The 22407-nt window shown below is 61.0% G+C and carries 20 protein-coding genes; 2 read left to right on the forward strand and 18 right to left on the reverse strand.

Annotation, left to right across the window (positions count from 1 at the left end):
* Window positions 1-25: 25 nt before the first annotated feature.
* From FWD29_00405 to FWD29_00460, 12 genes are all read right to left on the reverse strand, one after another.
* Window positions 26-979, reverse strand: coding sequence for a F0F1 ATP synthase subunit gamma (locus FWD29_00405; GenBank protein ID MCL2802406.1), 954 nt, complete (start codon window positions 977-979; stop codon window positions 26-28).
* Between the two features lie 6 nt (window positions 980-985).
* Window positions 986-2614, reverse strand: coding sequence for a F0F1 ATP synthase subunit alpha (atpA, locus tag FWD29_00410; GenBank protein MCL2802407.1), 1629 nt, complete (start codon window positions 2612-2614; stop codon window positions 986-988).
* Between the two features lie 43 nt (window positions 2615-2657).
* Entirely contained in the window at window positions 2658-3470 is an 813-nt protein-coding gene (locus FWD29_00415; protein ID MCL2802408.1) for a F0F1 ATP synthase subunit delta, read from the reverse strand.
* A complete protein-coding gene (locus tag FWD29_00420) occupies window positions 3471-4028 on the reverse strand; it encodes a F0F1 ATP synthase subunit B (GenBank protein MCL2802409.1) in 558 nt (185 codons plus the stop codon).
* 5 nt (window positions 4029-4033) lie between these two features.
* Window positions 4034-4261 (reverse strand): ATP synthase F0 subunit C, encoded by a 228-nt coding sequence (gene atpE, locus FWD29_00425; protein MCL2802410.1) that lies wholly within the window; start codon window positions 4259-4261, stop codon window positions 4034-4036.
* A gap of 57 nt (window positions 4262-4318) precedes the next feature.
* Entirely contained in the window at window positions 4319-5143 is an 825-nt protein-coding gene (gene atpB, locus FWD29_00430) for a F0F1 ATP synthase subunit A (protein MCL2802411.1), read from the reverse strand.
* Window positions 5144-5414: 271 nt separating this feature from the next.
* Complete coding sequence (locus FWD29_00435) at window positions 5415-5837, reverse strand: hypothetical protein (protein MCL2802412.1); 423 nt, start codon at window positions 5835-5837, stop codon at window positions 5415-5417.
* Window positions 5838-5845: 8 nt separating this feature from the next.
* On the reverse strand, window positions 5846-6982 hold the full coding sequence (locus tag FWD29_00440; protein MCL2802413.1) for an undecaprenyl/decaprenyl-phosphate alpha-N-acetylglucosaminyl 1-phosphate transferase: 1137 nt from the start codon (window positions 6980-6982) through the stop codon (window positions 5846-5848).
* Window positions 6979-7614 carry an L-threonylcarbamoyladenylate synthase gene (locus tag FWD29_00445; GenBank protein ID MCL2802414.1) on the reverse strand — a complete coding sequence of 212 codons (636 nt, stop codon included), beginning with the start codon at window positions 7612-7614 and terminating at the stop codon, window positions 6979-6981. Before FWD29_00445 ends, FWD29_00440 begins: the two co-directional genes overlap by 4 nt.
* A 34-nt stretch (window positions 7615-7648) precedes the next feature.
* Window positions 7649-8239: a low molecular weight phosphatase family protein gene (locus FWD29_00450; GenBank protein ID MCL2802415.1), complete on the reverse strand. Its 591-nt coding sequence runs from the start codon at window positions 8237-8239 to the stop codon at window positions 7649-7651.
* Window positions 8240-9955, reverse strand: a complete 1716-nt coding sequence (locus FWD29_00455) for a polysaccharide biosynthesis tyrosine autokinase (GenBank protein ID MCL2802416.1) — start codon at window positions 9953-9955, stop codon at window positions 8240-8242.
* A 141-nt stretch (window positions 9956-10096) separates the two neighbouring features.
* Window positions 10097-11476: an LCP family protein gene (locus tag FWD29_00460; GenBank protein ID MCL2802417.1), complete on the reverse strand. Its 1380-nt coding sequence runs from the start codon at window positions 11474-11476 to the stop codon at window positions 10097-10099.
* A gap of 350 nt (window positions 11477-11826) precedes the next feature.
* On the opposite strand from FWD29_00460, the gene FWD29_00465 reads away from it, so the two are divergent.
* Window positions 11827-12942, forward strand: coding sequence for a glycosyltransferase (locus tag FWD29_00465; GenBank protein MCL2802418.1), 1116 nt, complete (start codon window positions 11827-11829; stop codon window positions 12940-12942).
* 86 nt (window positions 12943-13028) lie between these two features.
* On the opposite strand, the gene FWD29_00470 is transcribed toward FWD29_00465, so the two are convergent.
* Entirely contained in the window at window positions 13029-14159 is a 1131-nt protein-coding gene (locus FWD29_00470; GenBank protein ID MCL2802419.1) for an O-antigen ligase family protein, read from the reverse strand.
* 729 nt (window positions 14160-14888) lie between these two features.
* Between FWD29_00470 and FWD29_00475 the strand changes: the two genes are divergently transcribed.
* Window positions 14889-16190, forward strand: a complete 1302-nt coding sequence (locus FWD29_00475) for an oligosaccharide flippase family protein (protein MCL2802420.1) — start codon at window positions 14889-14891, stop codon at window positions 16188-16190.
* 16 nt (window positions 16191-16206) lie between these two features.
* Here the strand turns inward: FWD29_00475 and FWD29_00480 are convergent, their stop codons facing one another.
* The 5 genes from FWD29_00480 to FWD29_00500 form a co-directional block, all read right to left on the reverse strand.
* Window positions 16207-17286, reverse strand: coding sequence for a glycosyltransferase (locus FWD29_00480; GenBank protein MCL2802421.1), 1080 nt, complete (start codon window positions 17284-17286; stop codon window positions 16207-16209).
* Window positions 17283-18578 carry a glycosyltransferase family 4 protein gene (locus FWD29_00485; protein MCL2802422.1) on the reverse strand — a complete coding sequence of 432 codons (1296 nt, stop codon included), beginning with the start codon at window positions 18576-18578 and terminating at the stop codon, window positions 17283-17285. The genes FWD29_00480 and FWD29_00485 overlap by 4 nt, the downstream gene beginning before the upstream one ends.
* Window positions 18579-18744: 166 nt before the next feature.
* Entirely contained in the window at window positions 18745-20586 is a 1842-nt protein-coding gene (locus FWD29_00490) for a polysaccharide biosynthesis protein (protein MCL2802423.1), read from the reverse strand.
* A gap of 426 nt (window positions 20587-21012) precedes the next feature.
* Complete coding sequence (gene prmC, locus FWD29_00495; protein ID MCL2802424.1) at window positions 21013-21876, reverse strand: peptide chain release factor N(5)-glutamine methyltransferase; 864 nt, start codon at window positions 21874-21876, stop codon at window positions 21013-21015.
* 1 nt (window position 21877) lies between these two features.
* On the reverse strand, window positions 21878-22407 hold a 530-nt coding region (locus FWD29_00500), incomplete at its 5' end, for a peptide chain release factor 1 (protein MCL2802425.1).

Consider the following 22407-nt stretch of genomic DNA (forward strand, 5'->3'; position numbering starts at 1 on the left):
CGCTTACCTTTCGCTTCGGTCGGTCTTAGCTGCCGGACGCCATGGCGTCGGCACCGGAGACGATTTCGCTGATTTCTTGGGTGATGTCGGCTTGGCGGGCCTGGTTGGCCAAGCGGGTGTACTTGCGCACCAGGTCCTCGGCATTTTCAGTAGCCGTGTGCATGGCCCGCTGCCGGTTGGCCAGCTCGCTGGCGGCCGATTGCAGCAGGCAGTCGTAGATCCGCGACCTGACATAGCGCGGCAGCAGGGCGTCCAGGACGTCTTCGGCTTCCGGCTCAAACAGGTAGAGCGGATAGAGATCGTCAGAGATATGCACCTGCTCCCCGCCAGGCAGCTTCCTAATCTCCTTGCTGTCTTCATCCGGGTCTTCAATATCGATAAATTCAAGTGGCAGCATCCGGATGATGCGCGGCGACTGAGAGACCATGTTCTTGAAGTGCGTGTAGACCACATGCATTTCGCAGACGGCGCTCGGGTCGCCCTCCTCGGCTGTGAAGACCTCCAGCATGGTGTCGGCAATCTCGGAGGCAATGTCGAAGCTGGGCGAGTCGGAGTGCCCGGTCCACTGGCCGGCCATTTCGACGCCACGGAAGTCGTAGAAGCTAATCGCCCGCCGGCCAGCGACGTAGCGCACCGGCTTGAGGCCTTTCGCTTCGAGCTCCGCCGCGTGGGCTTCGGCTTCACGTAACACGTTGGCGGTGTAGGCCCCGGCCATACCCCGATCCGCCGAAAGCACTAGCAGCGCAACCCGGTCGGTGTCAGTGCGTTCGGTGATTAGAGGGTGTTTCAGGTCAGCCACGTGGGCGGCCGCCAAAGCCACCGCCTTGGTCAGGCCATGCGAGTACGGCGCCTGGGCCATTGCGGCATCGCGGGCCCGCCCAATCCGGCTGGCCGCGATCAACTCCATGGCCCTGAAGATCTTCTTCAGGGACTGAGTCGAACTGATGCGGGCCCGGTATACCCGCTGCGATCCTGCCATTTGGTGTCAGCCCCGCTTTGTCTTCTGAATCTGCTCTTGGGAGACCTCGGCCTCGAGCTGGTCCGCCTCCTCGGCTTCGGTGGTGACGCCGATATGGGCTAGGAACTCAGCCGTGAACTTCTCGACTCCAGCCTTCATCGCTTCCATGGCGTCATCAGACAGATCGTTGGTTTGGGCGATTGTGTCCAGCACGTCAGTGTGACGGCCCATGTAGTCCAGCAAATCAGTCTCATACTCGTTGACCCTGTCCAAAGGCACTTGGTCAAGGTAGCCCTTGGTCGCAGCCCAGATCGCCACGACTTGGTGGGCCACCGGGTATGGCGTGTACTGCGGCTGCTTTAGCAGCTGCGTTAGGCGGGCACCGCGAGTCAGCTGTTGGCGTGAGGCCGCGTCTAGGTCAGAGGCGAACATGGCGAAGGCTTCAAGGCTGCGGTACTGGGCCAAGTCAATCTTGAGCGTACCGGCCACCTTCTTCATGGCCTTGACCTGGGCCGCACCACCAACACGGGAGACCGAAATACCAACGTCAACGGCTGGGCGTTGGTTGGCATTAAACAGATCGGACTGAAGGAAGATCTGACCGTCGGTGATGGAGATGACGTTGGTCGGGATATAGGCCGAAACGTCATTGGCCTTGGTCTCGATAATCGGCAACCCGGTCATCGAACCAGAGCCCATTTCGTCTGACAGTTTGGCGCAACGCTCGAGCAGCCTCGAGTGGAGGTAGAAGACATCACCCGGATAGGCTTCGCGGCCTGGCGGGCGCCGTAGCAACAGCGACACGGCGCGGTAGGCCTCGGCCTGCTTCGACAAGTCATCGAAGACGATCAGGACGTGCTTGCCCTGGTACATCCAGTGCTGGCCAATGGCCGAACCGGTGTAGGGAGCCAAGAACTTGAAGCCCGCCGGGTCAGAGGCCGGCGCCGCCACGATCGTGGTGTACTCCAACGAACCGGCGTCTTCGAGGGCAGCACGAACCGCAGCGATAGTTGAGCCCTTTTGCCCAACCGCCACGTAAATGCAGCGCACCTGCTTGGAAGGATCGCCGGTCTTCCAGTTGTCCAGCTGGTTGATGATGGTGTCAGTGGCGATGGCCGTCTTGCCGGTGCCCCTGTCGCCAATGATCAACTGGCGCTGGCCGCGGCCAACCGGGATCAGCGAGTCAATCGCCTTCAGACCGGTCTGCAACGGCTCATGCACCGACTTACGTTGCATCACCGTTGGCGCCTGGAGCTCAAGGGCACGGCGCTCTTCCGACTCGATCTCGCCCAGTCCGTCAAGCGGCGCGCCGAGCGGGTCGACCACGCGGCCCAGATAGGCGTCACCGACTGGAACCGACAGCACCTCACCGGTGCGGCGGACCTCTTGCCCCTCTTCAATCCCGGAGAAATCACCCAGAATGATGGCGCCAATATGCCGCACGTCGAGGTTCTGGGCAATGCCCAAGGTGCCATCGGCAAAGCGCAGAAGCTCGTTGGCCATCACTCCGGGCAGCCCCTCGACCGAGGCGATGCCGTCACCAGTCATGGTGACGCGGCCAACCTCGTCCGCAGCGGCCGGCGGGACCTTGTAGGCCTCAACAAACTGGTCCAGCGCCTGACGAATTGCCTCAGGCCTGATTTGCAGGTCAGTCATGGTGTTCTTTCCTTGGTAGTTGTATGCCTCAGCGGTGCGGTAGTTATGCGGCGATAGCTCGTTTCAGATCAACAAAGCGGGCCACGACGGTGCCATCGACCACGTCGTCACCAACTCGGATCCTCAGGCCGCCCACCATGTCAGGGTCAACGGCCACGTTGATTTGGATTGCTTGACCGTACTCGTTTTCGAGTAGGGCACTCAATTTGTCGATTTGGGCTTGGCTCAGGGCCTTGGCCGTGGTGACCACTGCCACCAGTCGGTTGCGGCGGGCCGCCACCAAGTCACCGAGGTGACCGAGTGAAGTGCGGATGCCCTTGCCCCGCGGATGGGTTGAGGCCCGGCGCACCAATAGCAGGGTCTCGGGTAACACCTGTCCGTCAAAGACTTGGTCAACCAGCACCAGCCGAGCCTGACTGGGCGCGACTATGTCCCCCAGGGCGGTGCGCAGGTCGCGGTTGGACACGAGCATGACATCAAGTTCGAATAGCTCGGATTCAACCTGCTTCAGCAGGCCCTTGAGCTGCGCCCCCAATAGGACAGCGTCGTAGCCAAGTTGCTCCAGCGCGTCGGCTAGATCAGCATCATGGCTCCACCGCTGGGAGACAACAAAGGCTGCTAGTTCAACCGCCTTGGCCGGAAAGGACTCCAACGACTGCCGCAGCACCTGCTCACGCGAGGCCGCGTCCCGGTTTGGGTTGGCCAGCGCCCTCACCAGTGCTGGTGACTTGTCAAGCGCGTAGACCAAGGCAAACAAGGTCTGCGAAACCTGCTCGGCCGTGGCCGCGTCATCGCCAACCACCTGGTCGAGGCGGTCGGTGCATTGATTCAGCGCAGCGAGCGATCCTCCAAGCATTTAGCTCTCCTTGGCCGCTGTGGCCTGCTCGTTCGTTTCAAGATCGGCTAGGAAGCGGTCGATCACGCGGCCCGCCAGGGCCGAGTCCTTCAACGCCTCGCCGACAATTCGCTCGGCCAGTTCGGTAGCCAAGGCGCCAACATCTTGGCGCAGCGCCACCTGGGCAGACTTATGCTCGGATTCGATCTGGCGCTGGGCCGCTGCCAAAATGGCACCAGCCTCATCCTTGGCCTTGGTCCGGGAATCGGCTTGAATCGCCGCGGCGTCAGCCTTGGCTTCCTCCCTGATGCGGGCAGCCTCAACCCTGGCCTGTTCGATCTCATCGCCCAAGCCGGACCGGACCTGGTCAATTTCATCTTGGGCGGCTTCGGCTCGCTTCAGCCCACCTTCGATTAGGTCCGCCCGTTCATCGAGCATCTTGAGGTAGCGCGGTACGCCGTACTTGGCCACCGCCAAGGCGATCAGAACTAGGCAGATGGCCGACAAAATGACCTCGTCCCACGGGGGGACGAACATCAAGATGCCGTCCGGCACCAAGCTCTCTTCTGCCAACCACATGATCGTCAGAAGATAAAGCCGGCCACAAGGCCAATCAGGGCCAGCGCCTCAGACATGCCGACGCCAATGAACATGGTGCCCATGAGCTTGCCGGCCATTTCCGGTTGACGCGCAGTGGCCTCAAGAGCCTTGCCGACGACGATACCGACACCAATACCGGGGCCAATCGCCGAGAGGCCATAGCCGACGGCCGAGAGACTACCGGTCACATCAGCAGCTGCTAACAGATCCACGTTTCGGTTCCTTTCGGTTGTGCAAACCACCAGGGGCCTGGCGGCGCGTTTGGTTCATCAGTGCCCTTCCATTGAGAGCCCGATGTAAACAGAGGTCAGCAAAGAGAAAATGAAGGCCTGTAGGCCGGCAACAAAGATCTCAAAGCAGGTGAAGATGAAGGCGGCCAAGAAGGTCACCACGCCCACGCCTTTCAGCGCCGGGCCGGCTTCCATCACCAGGTAACTGGTCATGACGAAGAAAACCGCTAGCAAGAAGTGGCCGGCGATCATATTGCCCATAAGCCGGATGGTCAGCGTGACTGGCCGCAAGATGAAGGTTGAGACCAGTTCGATTGGCGCCAGCAGGATGTACATAACCTTCGGTGCGCCCTTGGGGAAGAGGTTGTCGGCCAGGAAATGGCCAACGCCATGGGTTTGGACGCCTCGCACGATGAACGCCACCCAAGCGCAGAGCGCCAAGAGCAGTGGCACCGCCACCAATGCGTTAGACGAGACGTTAATAAACGGGATAATGCCCGTCAGGTTCAAGCCGAGCACGCCGAAGAAAATGGTGGCGATGAACGGCAGATACTTGCGCACCATATGCGCCGGCATCGCCACAGCCACAATCTGGTTCTGGACAAAGCCCACCGCCATCTCCCAGGTCGATTGTCCACGACCGGGCACCAGCTTCATCCGCCGGGCGGCCAGGACAACTAGGAGTACCACCACCACGGTGGCGATAAATCGCGCTAGGTCGAGGCGGCCAATGGCGAACCAGCCCCACTCGACGAATGGCTTTGGGTAAAGCTCATTCATTGTTGGATAGTGAATGCCGCCGCCCTCTTCAGCCAGAATCCCGGGGCTGGCACATAGGGTGCTGCCGAACAACTTGGTTGCCACGACGCCGATGCCTGTCAACCTGGGCCCTCCTGCCACGGTCACCCCGGGCCAGTTGCCACGCACGTCGCTGTCGGTCTGGCTGGGGTTTAGCTCACTAGGTCGTCACTAACCTAGCACAAGGCGCGCCAATTTCAGCGCAAACTAATCAACCACCCAGCGAGGGCTTTTCTGGGTTCTGTCAGTCGAGGTCAAGCCGGGAATTTGACGAAATGCTGAGGCCGCGGGATGAGCGGGACCTTAGGCCCCCGGCATCGGCCAATCAAAGCGCTAGTTAGACGCCACCACTGGGCGGCACCCGGGCTCCAACTATGGCCCGCCATTCCAGCATAAGAGAACCGATGACGCCGGCCAAGATGGTGGCCGCGAAGATCTTGGGGTTCATCCAGGTGGCCTGGCCCAAAACGAAGATCAAGCCAAATAGCGAGATGATCTTGATGGCGAAGGAGATGACCTGGTTACGAATCTGAGTCACAGGGGGCTGACCCTGGCTCTTCAGCATGACCACAGCCGAGACAGTAAAGAAAATCGCGATGACACCGGCGCCAATTAAGGCGCCCCAGAGCCCATTAGTGCCATCAACCAGGTAGCCCATCACCACAGCCAGCCCACCGAGCACGGCCGCGAAGAGGAACACTTGCTGGATGATGCGTCGGTAGACCTGGGCGTAGTTGGTCGGTTTACCGGTGGTTCCCACTGTCCCTCCTAGATTCGGTGGCTCGGTCCGCGCGCCCGCTGGCGCGAGCGTTCGCCCAGATGGCTTGGGACAACGGTCAAGACGAAGGCCAAAACCAAACCGACGCCAACCCCAATGCCGACCTGCCGGGCCGGAAGGACCGCTAGTGCCGCCGCCCCAAAGGCCAAGACCGCAGTCCAGCAGTACATTATCACCACAGCCCGGCGGTGGGTGTGGCCCAGTCGGAGCAGGCGATGGTGCAGGTGCATGCGGTCGGCGTGGAAGGGGGAGAGTCCGGCTCGCATTCGCCTCGAGATCGCCATCAGCATGTCTAGCAAGGGCAAGGCCAGTACGGCGAAGGGTAACAGGATGGGCAGGAAAGCACCCCAGGCCTGACCTTGCGTAATGTCTCCGGCCGCACCGGGGTCAACTTGGCCAGTGACCGCGATAGTAGCGGCGGCGAACATCAACCCAAGCAGCATTGAGCCGCTATCCCCCATGAAAATCGAGGCCGGGTGGAAGTTGTGGGGCAAGAAACCGAGGCAGGCGCCCACGGTAACCGCCAGCAGCAGGGTCGACAACGAGGCGTAGTCGGCCATGCCCATCTCCCGGGAGAGGAAATAGGAGTAGACAAAAAAGGCGCCACAGCCGATGGCGGTTATCCCGGCCGCCAGCCCGTCTAGACCGTCAACAAAGTTGATGGCGTTGATGGCGGCTACCACCACCACGATCGATACCACCAGTGACAGCCTTGATGAGACAATTGTCAGCCCGGCAATCGGGAAGGTCACCAGCTGGACCCCTTGCCAGGCCAAGATGCCTGCGGCTAAGGCTTGACCGGCCAGTTTGGTCCACCAACTGAGGTCAAACCAGTCATCGGCCGCCCCGAGCAGACAAACCAGTGCGGCTGCGCCCAAAACACCCCAAACGGCGTGCGAGGATGAGAAAACCGGGGAAAGGAAACTCAGCTGCGAGGCCACGCCCAGGCCGGCCGCAATGCCAAGGACCATGGCCAGCCCACCCAGGCGTGGGGTGGGCCTGTCATGCACGTCGCGTGGGCGCACCGGTGTGATGGCCCCGGTCCAGGTGGCTAGGCGTCGCACCGGCCAGACCGCCAGGTAGGTCACGATGGCGGCAATGGCGCATAGCAGCAGGTGTACCCTCACCTGGTCCCGCTCCCCCGCTTGGCCCTGGGCAAGAGTTGGTCGGCGCCAATTGGCCCTGGCCGCAGTAGCCCAGGCGCCAGGCCGGTTAGATCCAGCACAGACGAGGCCTGTCCGCCCCTGGCCGGTCCGGCGTCAACGTAGACCGCTACTTGCTGGCCCAATTTAGCCAGGGACTCGCTGGCGTCCAAGGCAGGTACGTCCCCGCTGCGATTGGCCGAGCTGACGGCTAGCGGCCCGGCCAAGTCCAATAGCTCAAGGCAGGTTTCGTCTCTCGGTTGCCTGAGCGCGATGGTGCCACCACGTTGGCCCAGATCCCAGGTCACTGCATCTTTGGCTGGGAGAACCAGGGTCAAGGCACCTGGCCAGTGGGCCGCTATTAGACCTCGGGCTTGATCGGACAGTTCTGCCAGTTTTTCTGCCTGCGCAAGATTGGCCACCAGGACCGGCACCGGCTGGCGCCGGTCACGGCCCTTGGCGGCAAACAAGGCCGCCACTGCCGGCGCCAAATCCGGCTTGGCCGCCACACCGTAGACAGTGTCAGTAGGGGTTACAACCAGTTGACCACGCTTCAGGGCCTGAACTGCCCGGGCCAATCCGGCCCTGTCAGGCCCTACAACAGCTGGATTCGTCATTGGCAAGCATCATAACGACCGGCGGCCGCGACCCCTAGAGCAGGGACCGCAGGGCGGCAGCACCGGCAATAACGGCCGGTCTGATCTGGCCAGCCGAGGCTTCAAACGCCTCCAAACCTAGGCCATAGGGGTCCATGACATCGTCATCGGCTGCGACGGCGGGAACAGGCGCCCGGCCGCGCTGCGCCACCACCAGCGTGACCGCCTGGCGCAAGCGGTCGACTGACTGAGCCCCACTTTCGCGCCCCGGCCAAGCGGCATCGGACTGGGCTGGCCCGGCCAGCCGGGCAAATTCACGCAGCGTCATGGCCCGGCGCATCAAGGCCGGATAGGCCTCAACCAGGCGGGCGCGGTGGTCCCGGGTGGCGGTCAAGATCAGGTCAGCCTCCGCCACCATTGGCTTGGTCACCTGCCTGGCCCGGTGGCCGGCGGCGGCCTTGGCCAGGCCCATGCCCTTTAGCACCCGAAGGGCGTCCGGCTCAATCGGGTAGCCCACCATCGCGGCCGTACCGGCAGAGGTAACTTCAACCTGTTCCTTGGGCAGCGCGGCAGCCAGAATGAACTGGGCCATGGGCGAGCGGCAGATGTTGCCCGTGCAGACAACCAGGACTCTAAAGGGTTCCACCTAGTGGGCCGACTTGTCAGGGCCAACCGGGCTCCAGGGCGGCGCACCGTTGGAGGCAGGCCACTCCACCGGCCAGGATGGCTCCTCGCCCTCGGCTGGCCGCGGCGATGTGCCTTTGGCACCTTGGCCTGGTGGATAGCCTTCACCGGTGACAACGGCTGCCCACGAGGCTTGTTGCGGCTGGCGGCTGGGGCCAGCCTGCCGAGGCCGGGCCGGCCGCTTGATGCCTGCTCCTTGTTCAGGCGAGGCCGGGCTAGTGGCTCGAGCCTGGGTCCGGATCTGCTCCCGGGCCAGCTGGGCCTGCTTCTTGGCGGCTTGCCGCCGCTTGCGGCCACGCAGGCCTGGTCCGCCATGCCTATAGGCGTAGCCGTAGTTGTAATCGCCGTAGCCGTAGACATCCATGGTCTTAGTTGGCGCCATGGTCAAGATCAGGCCAAGCACCTGGGCGTCGACCGTCTCCAGGGCCGCCAACGCCGCCGAAATACTACGTTTGCGAGTGGTACCCATGGCCCCAACCAGGACCACTTCTGATTCGACCGTGCGTGACAGCACAACCGCGTCGGTGGTTAGCAGCAGCGGCGGCGAATCAAGCAAGACAAAGTCGTATTGCCTGGCCAGCGCCTGGTGTAGTCCCTGCATGGCCGAGCTACCGAGCAAGCGGCTGGGATTGGGCGGCAACCGTCCCGCGGCCAAGACATAAAGCTGATCGTTGCCCCAACGTTGGGTGACTTCCTCAACTGTGGCCCGTCCAATCAGAACATCGGTCAAACCGGCACCACCTTCAAGGCCCATATACGTGGCGATTCGCGGCCGGTGCAGGTCACAGTCCACTAGCAGAACTTTGAAGCCCGAATCGGCCAGCGAAATGGACAAATTGGCGGCCGTGACGGTCTTGCCTTCGGATGGGCCAGGCGAAGTCACAATGATGGTGTTGGCCGAGCCTTCTATGTTGGAAAACATCAGCGATGCGCGGATGCGCCGGTAGGCCTCTGCCCTTGGGTCAAGGGTGTCAGAGTCGAGCAAGAGCGAGCGCTTCTTCGGATCGGAATCGCGCGCGGTCAAACCGAGTATCGGCTTGTCTGAAAGCCGTTCGATGTCCTCCCGCGAGCGAATCCGGGTCTCGGTGGCGTTGCGCAACAGGGCCGCACCGGCCCCAAAAGCCAGCCCAACCAGGATGCTCAACGCCAGGTTCTGGCTGACCCGTGGCGCGGCCGCGCGACTCGGCGCCGCCGCCGGTGAAACCACTGTCACCCGAACCGGGCTGGAACCTTCGACTGGCCGGTCGAGCTCGTTTGCGACAACGTCAGTGAAGACCTGAGCCACCGAATTGGCCAGTTCTGCCGCCATTTGGGGATTGGGATCCCTCAACGTGATGTTGATCAAGACACTGTTGGCAGGAGACTGGGCCGATATCTTGCTGGCCAGCTGGCCGGTACTTAGGTCGAGGCCCAGATCCTCGATAACCTGATCCAACACCAGCTTGCTCTTGACCACATCGACATAGCTGGTAACGGCCTGCCTGGCGTAGTTGGTGCCCTGCAACATGTCAGTGGCGCTGTCGGTACCCCTAACCGAAACGTAGAGCTTGGCAGTAGCGTCGTATTGCTTGGTAGCCAGTAACGAGTAGGTCATACCGGTCGCGGTGCTGAGCACCAGAAGGATGAACACAATCAGCCAATGCCGACGGATGATGTCTAGGTAGTCCTTTATCTGCACCTTTGTCGCTCCTGGGGCGTTGGGCGGTACCCCGTGCCTCTGTCATATGCCTCAACCCGTCGGGTCACTTTGAGCCGACAGGCCACCATACTAGACGGACCGCTAATTGGCTTGTCCCAGGCGCGCTGCCAGGAGCGACGTCTAGTTGCCCGCCAGGACTTGATCGATCTTCGTCTTGGCCGCGTCTACGGTCTTCTGGTCAGGCACCATGACATAGAGCTTCATCGATCCCATTGAGTAAGTCGGTTCTGAAGCACCGGCGCCGTCTACGCTGATGCTTTCGACTTGCCATCCCCGCATTGAACTGAGTTGGGCGTCAACTAGTGCTCGGATTCGAGTAGTCGTCACATTGGTGCCGATTGTCCCCTCTAGGGCGGTCAGGATCTCGTTGTAGCGCAACAGGTTAGGTCGCTCGGTCAGCTTCCTAATAAGGGCATCAATGACGGCCTGTTGGTGCTTGCCACGCTGCCGGTCACCCTCAGCAAAGTTCTTCCTGGCCCGCGAAAAGGCAAGCGCTTGGGTGCCGTTCATTTCGTTCCAGCCTTTGACGAAGTGGTGCTGGCCCGTGGTGAAGTCGTAGTCCGAGTTGACCTGAATCGGGCCTACGGTGTCGACCAAGGTGACCATCGATGAGAAATTGAGCCTGACGTAGTAGTCGATTTCCACCCCATAGACGTCCTGGAGGGTGTTGATCGACATGTCAATTCCATAGATACCTGCGTGAGTCAGCTTGTCTTTCGTCCCCTGGGTGCCATGCAGTTGGACGTAGTAGTCGCGCGGCGTATTAACCAGCAGAACCTTGTGAGTGGTTGGGTTGACCACCATAAGCATATTGACATCGCTTCGGGACACTGTCGTCAGCGGACCAGCCACGTCGATACCGCTGATGTAGACAATGAAGCCTTCTTTGGGATCCCGGTCGCGTGCCTGCAAGTCGCCGAGCGGCTGGGTGATTTCGAACTGGTAAATGACCTTTAGGTCGCCAGCCCGCCCGGGATCGTTCTCTTCAAACACTTGCCAAATGTTCAAGTTAATGGCTGCCGCGTCAATGTTTCCGGCGACCACTGCCTGGGTCGCCTTGGTGATGTCCCCGGTGGCGGCCATAGTTATCTCTACCCGCGAAGTCAGGTGGGCTCTGACCCGGTCAACGTTCGGGTCGTTAGGGATAAAGCCGACCACCTCGCCACCAAGTGATTCCACGCCATCCGGGTGATCGGGCGGAGCCACCACCACGTAGGTCACCGATGGAGGGACAGAGTTTTGAATCCGGCCCACGAATCCGGCCACGTCAAGGTTAACCAACGCCAGCACAACCGACACTGCTGCACCGATGGCTGCAAGGGTGACCAGCGCGCCAAAACGCACCTTGTGGCGCCTGGCCTTGGTCCGCCAAAGCCCAGCCGCGACCACACCCACCAGGCAGGCTCCGCAGGCGGCCGCAACCAGCAGTTTGTTTCTAGGGACAACCCCAACACCCCATGCTACGGCCACTGACACCAGGTAGATGGCCACGAAGATCACACTGAGAATGCGCCCGGCGCCTCGACCACCTCTTCGTCGAGAATGGCGTCGCCGAAAACTGCCACGAGCGGAAGATGGTTCGCTCACAAACGCGCCGCCGGGTCCTCTCGGCGATGACTCTTCACGGGTAACAAGGCTACACGGCGCCCAGCCCCAACACCCGGCAACGCCGCGCCCCAGAGGACACACCACCACCCCGTCCAGCTCCCCCGTGATACGGTGCCACAGCGCCCGGATACCACCTCGCGCCAGGTCAGACAGGCCGATCCCGGGCTAGCAAGAAGGGTTCAATGGAGATACTAATCGTGTCGCCGTACTTCGCCCCTTACGCCGGAGTAGGAGCCCTTCGGATGACCAGCCTTGCTAGACACCTACAAGCAAATGACCACAACGTTACGGTTATGCGCAACTCACCGGCACAAACTACGAGTACCGAGACTCCCGCGCATACCGGCACTCAAACCGACTTCATCAACGTCCGCTCTGCCACTGGCGGACTTCCAGGCTTGAAGGACTACCGGACCTGTCTGAAGAGTCTGCTTCGGGTCAGGCGGTTTCACGTCGTTGTCTTCTCTTGCGGCCCGTTCTATGCCATCAGGCTCGGCCCCTGGATCCGGCGCAAGTATGCCCAGGAATACATCATTGAGCAGCGTGATCTCTGGCTATTCAGGCAGCTGTTGCAACCGAAACCAGTGTACTACCGGGTGCTGCGACGTTTGGCGCATTTTGGGCGTCTTCCTGCGGAGCACCACGCACTAACCAGGGCTCTCGGAATGGTCGTCGTGTGTCCACCGGATCAACAAGTAATGCGCAGGCGATATCCCCGCAGCGCAAACAAAATTCACTGCATACTCAACGGCTACGACGAGTTGGGCCTAGGCGCGGATGTTTCCAGCCGCTCGGAATCACCCTACCTTGCGTACTTCGGTAAATTCTCGTACTACGGACTCAAGCATGTCCGCCAGGTATTGGAGGGCCTAGGCGATGTTATCCAGTCAGGCCAAGAGATTCGCCTCCTTCACATCGGTGAACCCGAGGGCGCGGTCGAGCAAATCGCGGCTGAAGTCGGATTGCCGCCCGGCACCGTACTCAATACCGGTTATGTCGACTACGCCGTTGGGATGGCCCTGGTAGCAGGGTCTATAGCCGGAATCGTGAGCGGTTCCTATATGAACGCATACGGAACCAAGGTCTTCGACTATATCGGCGCCAATGTGCCCATTATTGCCAGTGTTGAGCCAAATAGTGGTCTGGCCCGGTTCATCGAGAAAGCCAACGGCGGATGGCTTTGCCACAGCCGGGAAGATGTGAAGACCGCCGTCCTCAAAGCTCTCAGGCAGGACACCACTGAACTGGGTTTGTCCAACCGCCAACAATACTCCCGGCGTGCAGCCAATCAACAATATGAACGCCTGATAGTCCGCCTTGTCCAACGCGGTCCCTCGCCTTCGAACCACGAGACATAGTAGCCAGTGTCTCTCCTGAATCTCCGGTGAAGCCCCGAGCTCAAACCCTGACTTCGCCTAAGGCAAGTCTCCACGCCCTATCGGCCCTACGGAGCCCTTGGGCGTTCCCCTTCGACCGGCTTTATCCTCAAAAGCAGCGCGGGAATAACAAACATCAACAATAGACTCACGTGAAAGCACGACAATGGGTTGAACATGGCCATAATACCGAATGTTACTACCATCGGCAACACCAACAAACCAGGGGCCGCCTCCCGGATTCTCCGATAGCACCGCCAAAACACTATCGCCAAGAGGATAAACCCGATTAACCCGTACATCGCCAACGTATCAAACAACTCCGAATGGTTGCCAAAAGCCACTTCCATCTTTGCGACAGCTGCGTTGTTCCCAAATCGATGTCCCACTCCGAACACTGGGTAGTCAAGGAACACCCTAATTGAGCGTACGTACGTTGCGTTGCGAGCATCTAGGCCGTGACCGCTCGTCTCGCCATACATTATCAATTCGCCCAACTCTCGAAGGCGAACCGCAACTGCGCCACTGGAGTCAGTTTGCGAGTCAAGAATGAATTTCCCAACCGACTGCCTGATCAAAGAAAAGAACACCATAACCACCGCTACAAAGAAGACCGTAACCAGTCTGTTACGGCTGAATAGGACTAGGCTCAAGACAATTCCAGCCGCCATGGCTACCATGGTAATGGTTGATCCCGTTAGATACACGACCAGCACGCATACTACAAGGATAGACGCATAGGCGAACCTGTGAATCTGGCGTTTTGTTGCGTGGTATCGCCACAACGCCAGCAGGAATGGGCAAGCCAGGGCCGCAGCATAGGCTGCATAATAGGCCGAACCGAGGATGGTCGCGTAGGGTAGTGAGCGGCTGGCCAACACCCGGCCGATGCCGGGGTTCTTGATAAGAAACGCCAAATAGGCAACGCCGTAGGCGGCAAGGATCCACGATGCAGCGGTTCCAAGTGTTTTCAATTCCTCTAGGTTCCTGTTGAAGTAGAATTGATACATTAGCAGCGGGGAATAGACGAGCAAATGTGCCCCGACGTGAGGAATGACGTAGGATGGAGTCTCGCCCATCAGACCGGTTACCGCGTAATACCCGAGAAAAGCTGCCAGGGCGATGACCGCGCCATCGTGCAGGGTGTTGGTTTGAATGGCCCGTGAAGTTGGTCGCCAGGGGGCCGGAATTATTGACACCACCCACAGGCCAAACAAAGCGATGCCAATGTACCCATACCAGGAATACGTTGCTCCGCTTGTGTAGACAGCGATGAATACCAGCGCAAAAGCCCCTGAGACGGAAACCCTGCCCCCTGATGGTGCCGCCAGGTCTGCCTCGAGCCCGGCTTGGCGCCTTGGGGACCTTCGGCCGAGGCCAAGCGACAGGTGGCCTGAGACTCTCTCGGCCATTAGAGGCTCGCCGGCTTGATACTAGTCACAAGGTCGAGGCCTTTCTCAGGGGGCCGATGCCGTGGGCAGCAACTGTAGCACCGCTCGGTTGGATACCCCGGCTTTCGATCCGCCTGTCAGCAGCCTGACGCCGCCGGCAGGCCCAGCCGGCAATTGATAACCTGAACCGACGCCGCCAGTGCTGCTGCAGCCTGCGGGGTCGCTTTTGTCCACGGCACTTGTCAAGTAGTCTTCTAAGGATTCAGTTGTTCCCAGAGGGTGGACCAGGCACGCGACGGGCCAGACTCCATAGTTGCGGCCCGGGAGGCGCCTGCGGCCCGGAGGGTTGGTTACAGTGCACGTTGACGGCGGGGATCGGGGCTAGGTGGCGCATCGCAGGGTAGAGGTCGGCCCAGCGGCGGGAGCCAACGGCCGGTGGCCGCACGGCGGGCCAGACCAGGCCGTCAGTGGCTCTCTCGCTCAGTCGGGGCAAACCTACGTTGGGCCGCGCCCACGCCAGAGGGACACGCGATAGCGATGAAGCTAAAAGGATCGCTAGGCGGAGTCGCGACAATTGCCAGTGGCACGGTAGCGAGCCAAGCGATTATCGTCTTGATGGCGCCGGTTGTATCCAGGCTCTATTCGACCGGAGAATTCGGTCGGTATTCGGCCCTCATTGCCGCTACGGCGGTCATCATCCCCGCTGCGGCGTTCCGCTTCGAATTCTCAGTTGTCCTGCCCGAAGACCTAGACCAGGCCCGAAGGCTAGTCCGTATCGCCCTTGGGGCAGTGGTCTTGTCTTCCGTGCTCTCCGCCATCGCCGTCGGTGTGGTTTGGGTTGCATGGCCAGGTACTCCTTGGGCGGCCGTTCCCCTGGCACCGTTGTGGGCTGGACTTCTAGTCTTTTTGGGCGGCACTTTCACCGTACTGACCCAAGCCGCCCTGCGCTTTAGGGCCTACAAGGTCGTGGCCAAGAGAGCTCCCATCCAGTCCGCCGCGACGGCGATAACCCAAGTCGGGTTCGCTGCCTTGTCGCGCTCGTCGGTCAGTCTCGTCGCGGCGCAGGTCGTTGGCCGCGCCTTTGGCCTGACCGCCCTGCTCAAGACCATCCGGCCTCTTCTGGTCCGCCCGCGCGGCGGTAGCTACGCCGCCACCGTTAGGCAATACTGGCGCTTTCCGGTCATTCTGGCGCCATCGGCACTGCTTAACTCCCTAGGCATCCAGCTACCGCTGCTCCTAATGGCGGCCTGGTTTGGCGCCACCACCGCAGGTGAACTAGGGATGGCCCAGCGTCTCGTGATTCTGCCCGGCTCCGTGATTGGGGGCGCCATCGCCCAGGTCTTTGGTGCCGAGACCGCCAGAAGGCTACGCGAACGCAGTGGCGGTTGTCGGCGCTATTACTTGCGCACGTCTCTCGCCACTGGCGGGTTGGCGCTCGTCGTTCTGGTTGCCTTCGTTCTGCTCAGCCCTTGGGCCTTTCCATTCTTCCTTGGTTCGCAGTGGCAAAACAGCGGTACCCTGGCGCAGGCTCTGGCGCTCTCTGCGGCTTGCGCCCTCGTGGTCGCACCGGTCAGCACGGTTTATCTGCTATTTCAGTCGGCCGCCACCCTTGTCATGGATCTGTCACGTGTTGCCCTCATCTGCGCCGTCGCCGTTTTCATCCAGCTCAATTCCTATGGTCCCCTCGAGGCATGTTGGTTCCTTGTGGCGGCACAGGTGATCTACTACGTTGCCCTGTGGTCCTATGGACTAAGGATCGTCACCCGGGAGGAACGCGCGCGGGCGAATGCCCCCGACCCAGATCCAAGCCACGGCGCCAATGGTCACCCGACCGAATAGAGAGCCAGCATCGCTTTCAGGCAATGCTCTCCTCATAAAGCTCTTCAACCCGGCGGAAACAGGATGACAGTTCGAAATTACCGCTGACGAATCGCCTGCCAGCCGCACCCATTGCAGCTCTAATACCGGCATCCAGGTACAGCGTTTCCATCGCCAGGGCCAGCCCATTCACCTCTGCGCCATTTACCACAATGCTGCTCGTTCCGGGTGCAGTCGACTCGAGAAGTCCCGGAGCGTCGCTTACGATTACCGGGCGGGCGCAGGCCTGTGCCTCGATCGCTGACACGCCAAAGCTCTCTCGCAGACTTGGAATGACGGCGATGTCCATGTTGGCCCACTCCTTCACTGCCGCCTCTTGAGATATCTGGCCAAGCCAACACGTTCGACCGGCAAGCCCCAACTCGTGGCACAAAGCCTTCAATTCAGCTTCTTCTCGCCCACGCCCCGCAATTCTTATCTTCAGCGGTACATCCGGATTTCTGTCGAGCAGCAGCCTGCTCGCTCTCAGCAATCGGTCAATACCGTAACCTCGCGTCAAGGTCTTCACAGTACCGACCACGAACTGCCCGTCACCCCGAATTCGGTCCCGCGCCGCCGGGGAGAAGAGATTCATATCCACCCCAAACGGCGTAATTCCAAATGGGCGGCTGGTGTACTTGCTAGCCTCTTTCGCCATCGCGCGGCTTGTGGACAACAGAAAGCCGGCCTTCGCCAGTGACCGCGATATTAGTGCTCTGTGTAGTGGGCTGGACCCCGGGAAACTATAGATGTCAGATCCCCAGACTGACAAGAAGTGTCCGCTCAGGCCTGCCGCAGCGCAGGCTGCACCGTAGCTTGACGCGTAGTGTGCGTGAACTATTTCCGGGGCAATCCGTGCTATCAGTTGTCTAATAGAGCGCCCTTGGACTAGGTATTTCAGTTTGGTGAATTGACTTCCATGTGGGTCTACCGGCCAAGGCAATTCGTGGCACCTGGCGTGTCCATTCGAGCCTGGCCAAAACGTGACCACGTGGACTTCATGGCCCCTATCCGAGAAGTACCTACACCATTTTCGCGTGTGGGCGCTGCCTGAATCAGCCAGAAAGCAGATCCTCATGTCGCCCCTCTCCCTTGACCTGGCGATACTGATTGCAGTGCGGTTGCCAGTCGCCCCGCCAGTGCCGCATAGGTGTAGTGATCCGTAACGTAATCACGGCCACGCGCTCCCATTTCATTGAGGTGTTCAGGGCTCATACTCCGCAAGGCGGCCATTGCATCGGCCAGTGCACCTTTGTCATCTGGCTCGACAACCAGTCCGCAGTTTGCCGCTATGACCGGGCTTTCCGATGCGCCGCCGGCCAAAATGATTGGCCGTCCAGCCAGCATGTAGTCAAACAGCTTGTTTGGGCTGACGCCATAGCGATAGACCGGCAGATCCCGGAACGTGACGACAAGGCAATCGGCCCGGCGACTTCTGCGAATCGCCTCACGCCTGGGAACCCGGGCTTCGAAGCGGATCCTGTCGCGCGAGGCAAGCCTGGTGCTCTGCTCAATCAGAGATGGCTTCAACGGGCCGTCGCCAATCAGCGTCAATGTTGAAGTGGTGTCTTTCGACCGCCGGCAGTACTCATCAAATCCATCAAGCAACCCGTCAAGCGCGTTGGCGTTACCGTGAGACCCAAGGTAGCCAAACGAGAACCCCTTTCCGTCGCCTGCAACGGTCCTGGAGGCGGCTTCTGCCTCCACGCCGTTCGGGATCCAGAAGAATGGAGTGTCTGAAAACCCGCGCTCGTCCAGGTATTTCCGCAGGCCCGGCAACGGCGATACCACTGCGGCGGCGCTGGCGCACAAAGTGGTGAACAACCCGGCCATGGCCTTGTCCAACAGGCCGCCTGACCGGAGTTTCCCCAGGTCAACCAGCGTTTCAGGCCAAACATCGCGAATTTCGAAGACGAATGGCACCTTCTTGCGCCGGGCCAGCCGCGAGGCAGCCCAGGCGGCAAATGGATGGACGGTGCTACCGACAATGACGGCAGGGTGAGGCATGCCCTTGGTCAACCCGGGTGCGAGAACACTTATCGTGAACACGGCCATGTTTACCGCCCGCATGACCCCGGAGTTGCCGTCGTACTTGGGCGTCCGTATCCATTGGCAGCGCACGCCTTGCTCGATTGTCCGTCGCCTGAGCGCCGGCCCAGAGATCGCCTGGGTGCCCGCAGGATGCCTCGTACTGGCGACAAACAAGGTTGCCGTCCAGCCATGGTTGGCCAGATGCCGGGCCAACCCAAGATGCCTGCCCTCACCGCCGTCCTTGGAGGGAATCGCAGCGTAGTGGTTGACGATCCAGACATGGCGGGTCTTCGCCGAAACCTTCGGCCCTCTCCCCTCCTCGCCCGTCATTTCATTCATGTGGGCGCCGACTCTTGTTCATATTGGATCGGCCGGGGCGGGCCGACTCAACCGCCACTTAGGTGCAGCAACCAGGGCTTGTTCTGGGAGTTGCGCTCGACGCCCTGGATAACCAGCGGACCGGATTGGCGGCGCGCCTGAGAAGCCTGCGACAGCCACAAGCTGCCTATCGGGCGCTCTTGGACGCCGCCGGCAAAGGCGTGCCTGGCGCTGGGGCGGACACAGGCCAGGGCCTGGCCTCAAGCGCCGTTGGCGACAGTGGTTCGGCCGGGGTGTGCGATATCAGCGGGTGGAACGGTCTGGCAGCGCTTTCGTCCCGGCTAATCAGGGTCTCGTGCAGTTTTTCACCAGGTCTGAGACCGGTGTAGACAATATCTATGTCCCGGCCGGACAAGTCGATCATGCGCCGGGCGATGTCGTCGATCTTGACCGGCTCACCCATGTCAAGCACCAGCACCTCGCCGGCCCGACCTATGCCACCGGCCTGCAGCACCAATTGGCAGGCTTCGGGGATGGTCATGAAATAGCGCGTGGCCTCTGGGTCGGTCACGGTCACAGGACCGCCCTTTTCAATCATCTTGTTAAACACCGGCAGCATCGAACCGCGGCTACCCAGGACGTTGCCAAAGCGAACTGAAAGGTAGACGCCACCGTTTTGCTTTGCCATCCAGGCTGTCAATCGCTCTGCTTGGAGTTTCGACTGGCCCAGCACAGAGGTCGGATCAGCCGCTTTGTCGGTTGAAACATTGACAAAAACCTCCACCCCAACCACATGCGCCGCTTTGAGAACGTTAAGCGTTCCAAGCACATTTGTCTTCCAGGCTTCCTCAGGAAAGCGCTGGAGCATGGGCAGGTGCTTGAGCGCCGCGGCGTGAAAGACAACCTGCGGCCGGTAGTGCTCAAAAACTTCTGTCAAAGCCGTCTCGTCACGGATGTCCAGCAGCACTGTGGCCGGCGTGTTGAGCAGTCCGTTGCCGTGCAGGTCCATGTCAACACCCTGCAGGGCCGTCTCATCGCGGTCCAGCATGATCAGCTGAGACGGTCCAAAACGGTTGATTTGGGCGCAAAGCTCCCGGCCGATGGAGCCACCCGCGCCGGTCACCAGCACACGTTGGGATGACAAATAGCCTGAAGTTTGTTCAACGTCGATCTTGACTGGCCGGCGGCCAACCACGTCCTCTATCGAGAGATCACGCAGGTCAATTTGCCGAGCGGCCCCGGTTAGGATCCGGTCGAGCGGGGGCACCACTTTCACGACGATGCCGGTCTTGTCAGCCACGTTGGCGACTCGCTGCATCAGCTCGGCATCGGCCGCCGCTATCGCCACCAGCAGGGCCTTGGCTCCAGTCTTTGCGGCCACCGCCGGCAGATCATCCAGCGCCCCCATGACTGAGACGTTGCCAATGCGGGCTTTGGCCTTGCTTGGGTCGTCGTCAAGCAGGGCAACTGGGCGGTAAGGCGACTGATTATCACCTGTGACGTGACGCACCAGCACGCCGCCCAGAAAACCGGCCCCGTAGATCACGGCCGGGTCCCGGTCAACCTGCTTGAGGTGGCGCTGTTCACTAACAAGGCGCCGTAAGTAGCGCAAACACAGCATCAGCACTACGGCCAAGGGAAAGGTCATAAGTAGGGTTGATCTAGGAATCCCGTGTTCCGAACCGATCAGCAAAACTGGTACACCAACCACCAGGCCACAAGCCAAACCGGCCCCCGTCACGGCCCTGGCTTCTTCAAAGGATCCGCTAACGTGCCGCCGGCTGTACAAGCGGGCCGGCCAGGCGCAACACAGCCACACGACCATGACCACGCCAATCAGAATGGCCGTCGGCAACAGGCTTATGCGCGAGACTTCCAGGTCGTAGCGCAATACTTCCGCCACGACCACCGCCAAAGCCCAACAGGCGACATCAAGCACGGCCCAACGAGCAGACAGCCGGCTCACGCCAATTGTCGGGTCGGTCCCATTTACCTGGGCCCGGCCTGATGGGTATTCAGCAGTTTCCATTACCGAGAATTAGCCTTTAACCCGCGTCCTGGGGTGCATATCTAGCGACCCACCCGCCAAATTAGGCGGCTCGATCACAGTAACGCTGTCCCAGCCCATGGCCGGCTTCCCCCTTTTTTCGGTTCCACTGTGACGGCTGTCACATGGCCCTATCTGGTCGACTCTGAGCCACTTTAGGGCCAGCTGTAACCAGTGGCAAGAGCGGCGCGCCGGGCAACAGCCCATGTCACAGGGCCAGCCAGCCGAGCCGAATGGCATCCAGCGGCCCAGGGAACCGGCTGTAGAAATACCCAGCTGCCTGAGCAGCGTTGATGCCTCAATCCCGCATGTGAATTCTCCGCGGAGCTGCCACTTGGTTGCCAGTGTCGCCTTGGCCTACCCGGCTTGGCCACAAGCGAACGGCCTCAAAGCTTCAAGGACTTCTACCTAGCCGACGCCCAGTTCAGCCAGCCCAGCCTGGAGAATGCGGGTCCGTCCAACTAGGTCCGGTTTCGTTGTCACCTGTTCGAACCCAATTGAACTGGCCCAGGATCGTAAAGCCCCAGCCTGGGAGGGGTCGAGCTCGAATAACGCCCATCCGCCAGGGCCCAGCAGCCGACGGGCAGTGTTGAGGAAAGCCCGCGGCAACTCCAGGCCACGCTCTCCCCCACCCCATAAGGCCAAATCAGGCTCGTATCCGGCGGCCGCCCCTTCCAGCGGCGTGCCCTGGGGCAAATACGGCGGATTAGCCACCACCAACCCCACTTGACCATCTAAGTTGGCCAAGGTTTGCCCGCAGGTGGCATCGCCCTCAACTAGCTCCACTGCCAGGCCGGCAGTGTTCAGCTCGGCGTAACCCAAAGCCACCGTTGAGACCTCTACCGCCACCACTCGCAGATCCGGGCAGGCCGTCGCCAAAGCCGCGGCCAGCGCCCCACAGCCGGTCCCCAGATCGACCACCAGGTCTAGTTCACGGCTTATGGCAAGGTTGATGGCCTCTTCGGCCAACAATTCTGTCTCCGGTCGTGGTACAAAAACCCCTGGGCCCACGGCCAGGTCCAGTCCAAGAAAAGCCGCCTTGCCAGTGATGTACTGCAGCGGCTCACCGGCCAATCGCCGCGAGATGGCGGCCTCGAAGCTAGCAGGCAGTTTCAGGTTCCCAGTCAGGGCCAAGGCTCTAAGCCGTCCAGGGCTCACAGCCAGCAGGTCAGCCGCCAACAGCTCGGCCTCTAACTGGCCGTTGCCCCCACCGCTGCCCTCAAGCCGGTCAGCGGCGCACCCAAGCCGGCAGGCGGCATCGGCGCTTTTCACGTCAACTGGCGGTCCCGGCCAAACGGGCCGCCGCCTCCGCCTCAATGGCTGAGGCCACCACCGGACCAAGTTCGCCGGCCAGCACCCGGTCTAGGTTGTAGGCCTTGAAACCGGTGCGGTGGTCGGCGACCCGGTTTTCCGGGAAATTGTAGGTTCTAATCCGCTCCGAGCGATCAACTGTGCGCACCTGCGAACGCCGCGATTCGGCCGCGGCGGCCGCGGCCGCCTCTGCTGCTATCTGCAACAAGCGCGAACGCAACACCCGCAGGGCCTGTTCGCGGTTTTGCAGCTGGGACTTTTCGTTTTGGCACGAAACCACCAGGCCGGTCGGCAGGTGGGTAATCCTGACGGCCGAGTCAGTCGTGTTGACAGACTGCCCGCCTGGCCCAGAAGACCGGTAGACGTCAATCTTCAGGTCGTGCGCGTCGATCTCGAGTTCGGTTGGATCGTCCGCCTCCGGCATCACCAGCACCCCCGCAGCTGAGGTGTGGACCCGGCCTTGCGACTCAGTCACCGGGACTCGCTGAACTC

Source organism: Micrococcales bacterium, assembly GCA_009784895.1.
Taxonomy (GTDB): Bacteria; Actinomycetota; Actinomycetes; order Actinomycetales; family WQXJ01; genus WQXJ01.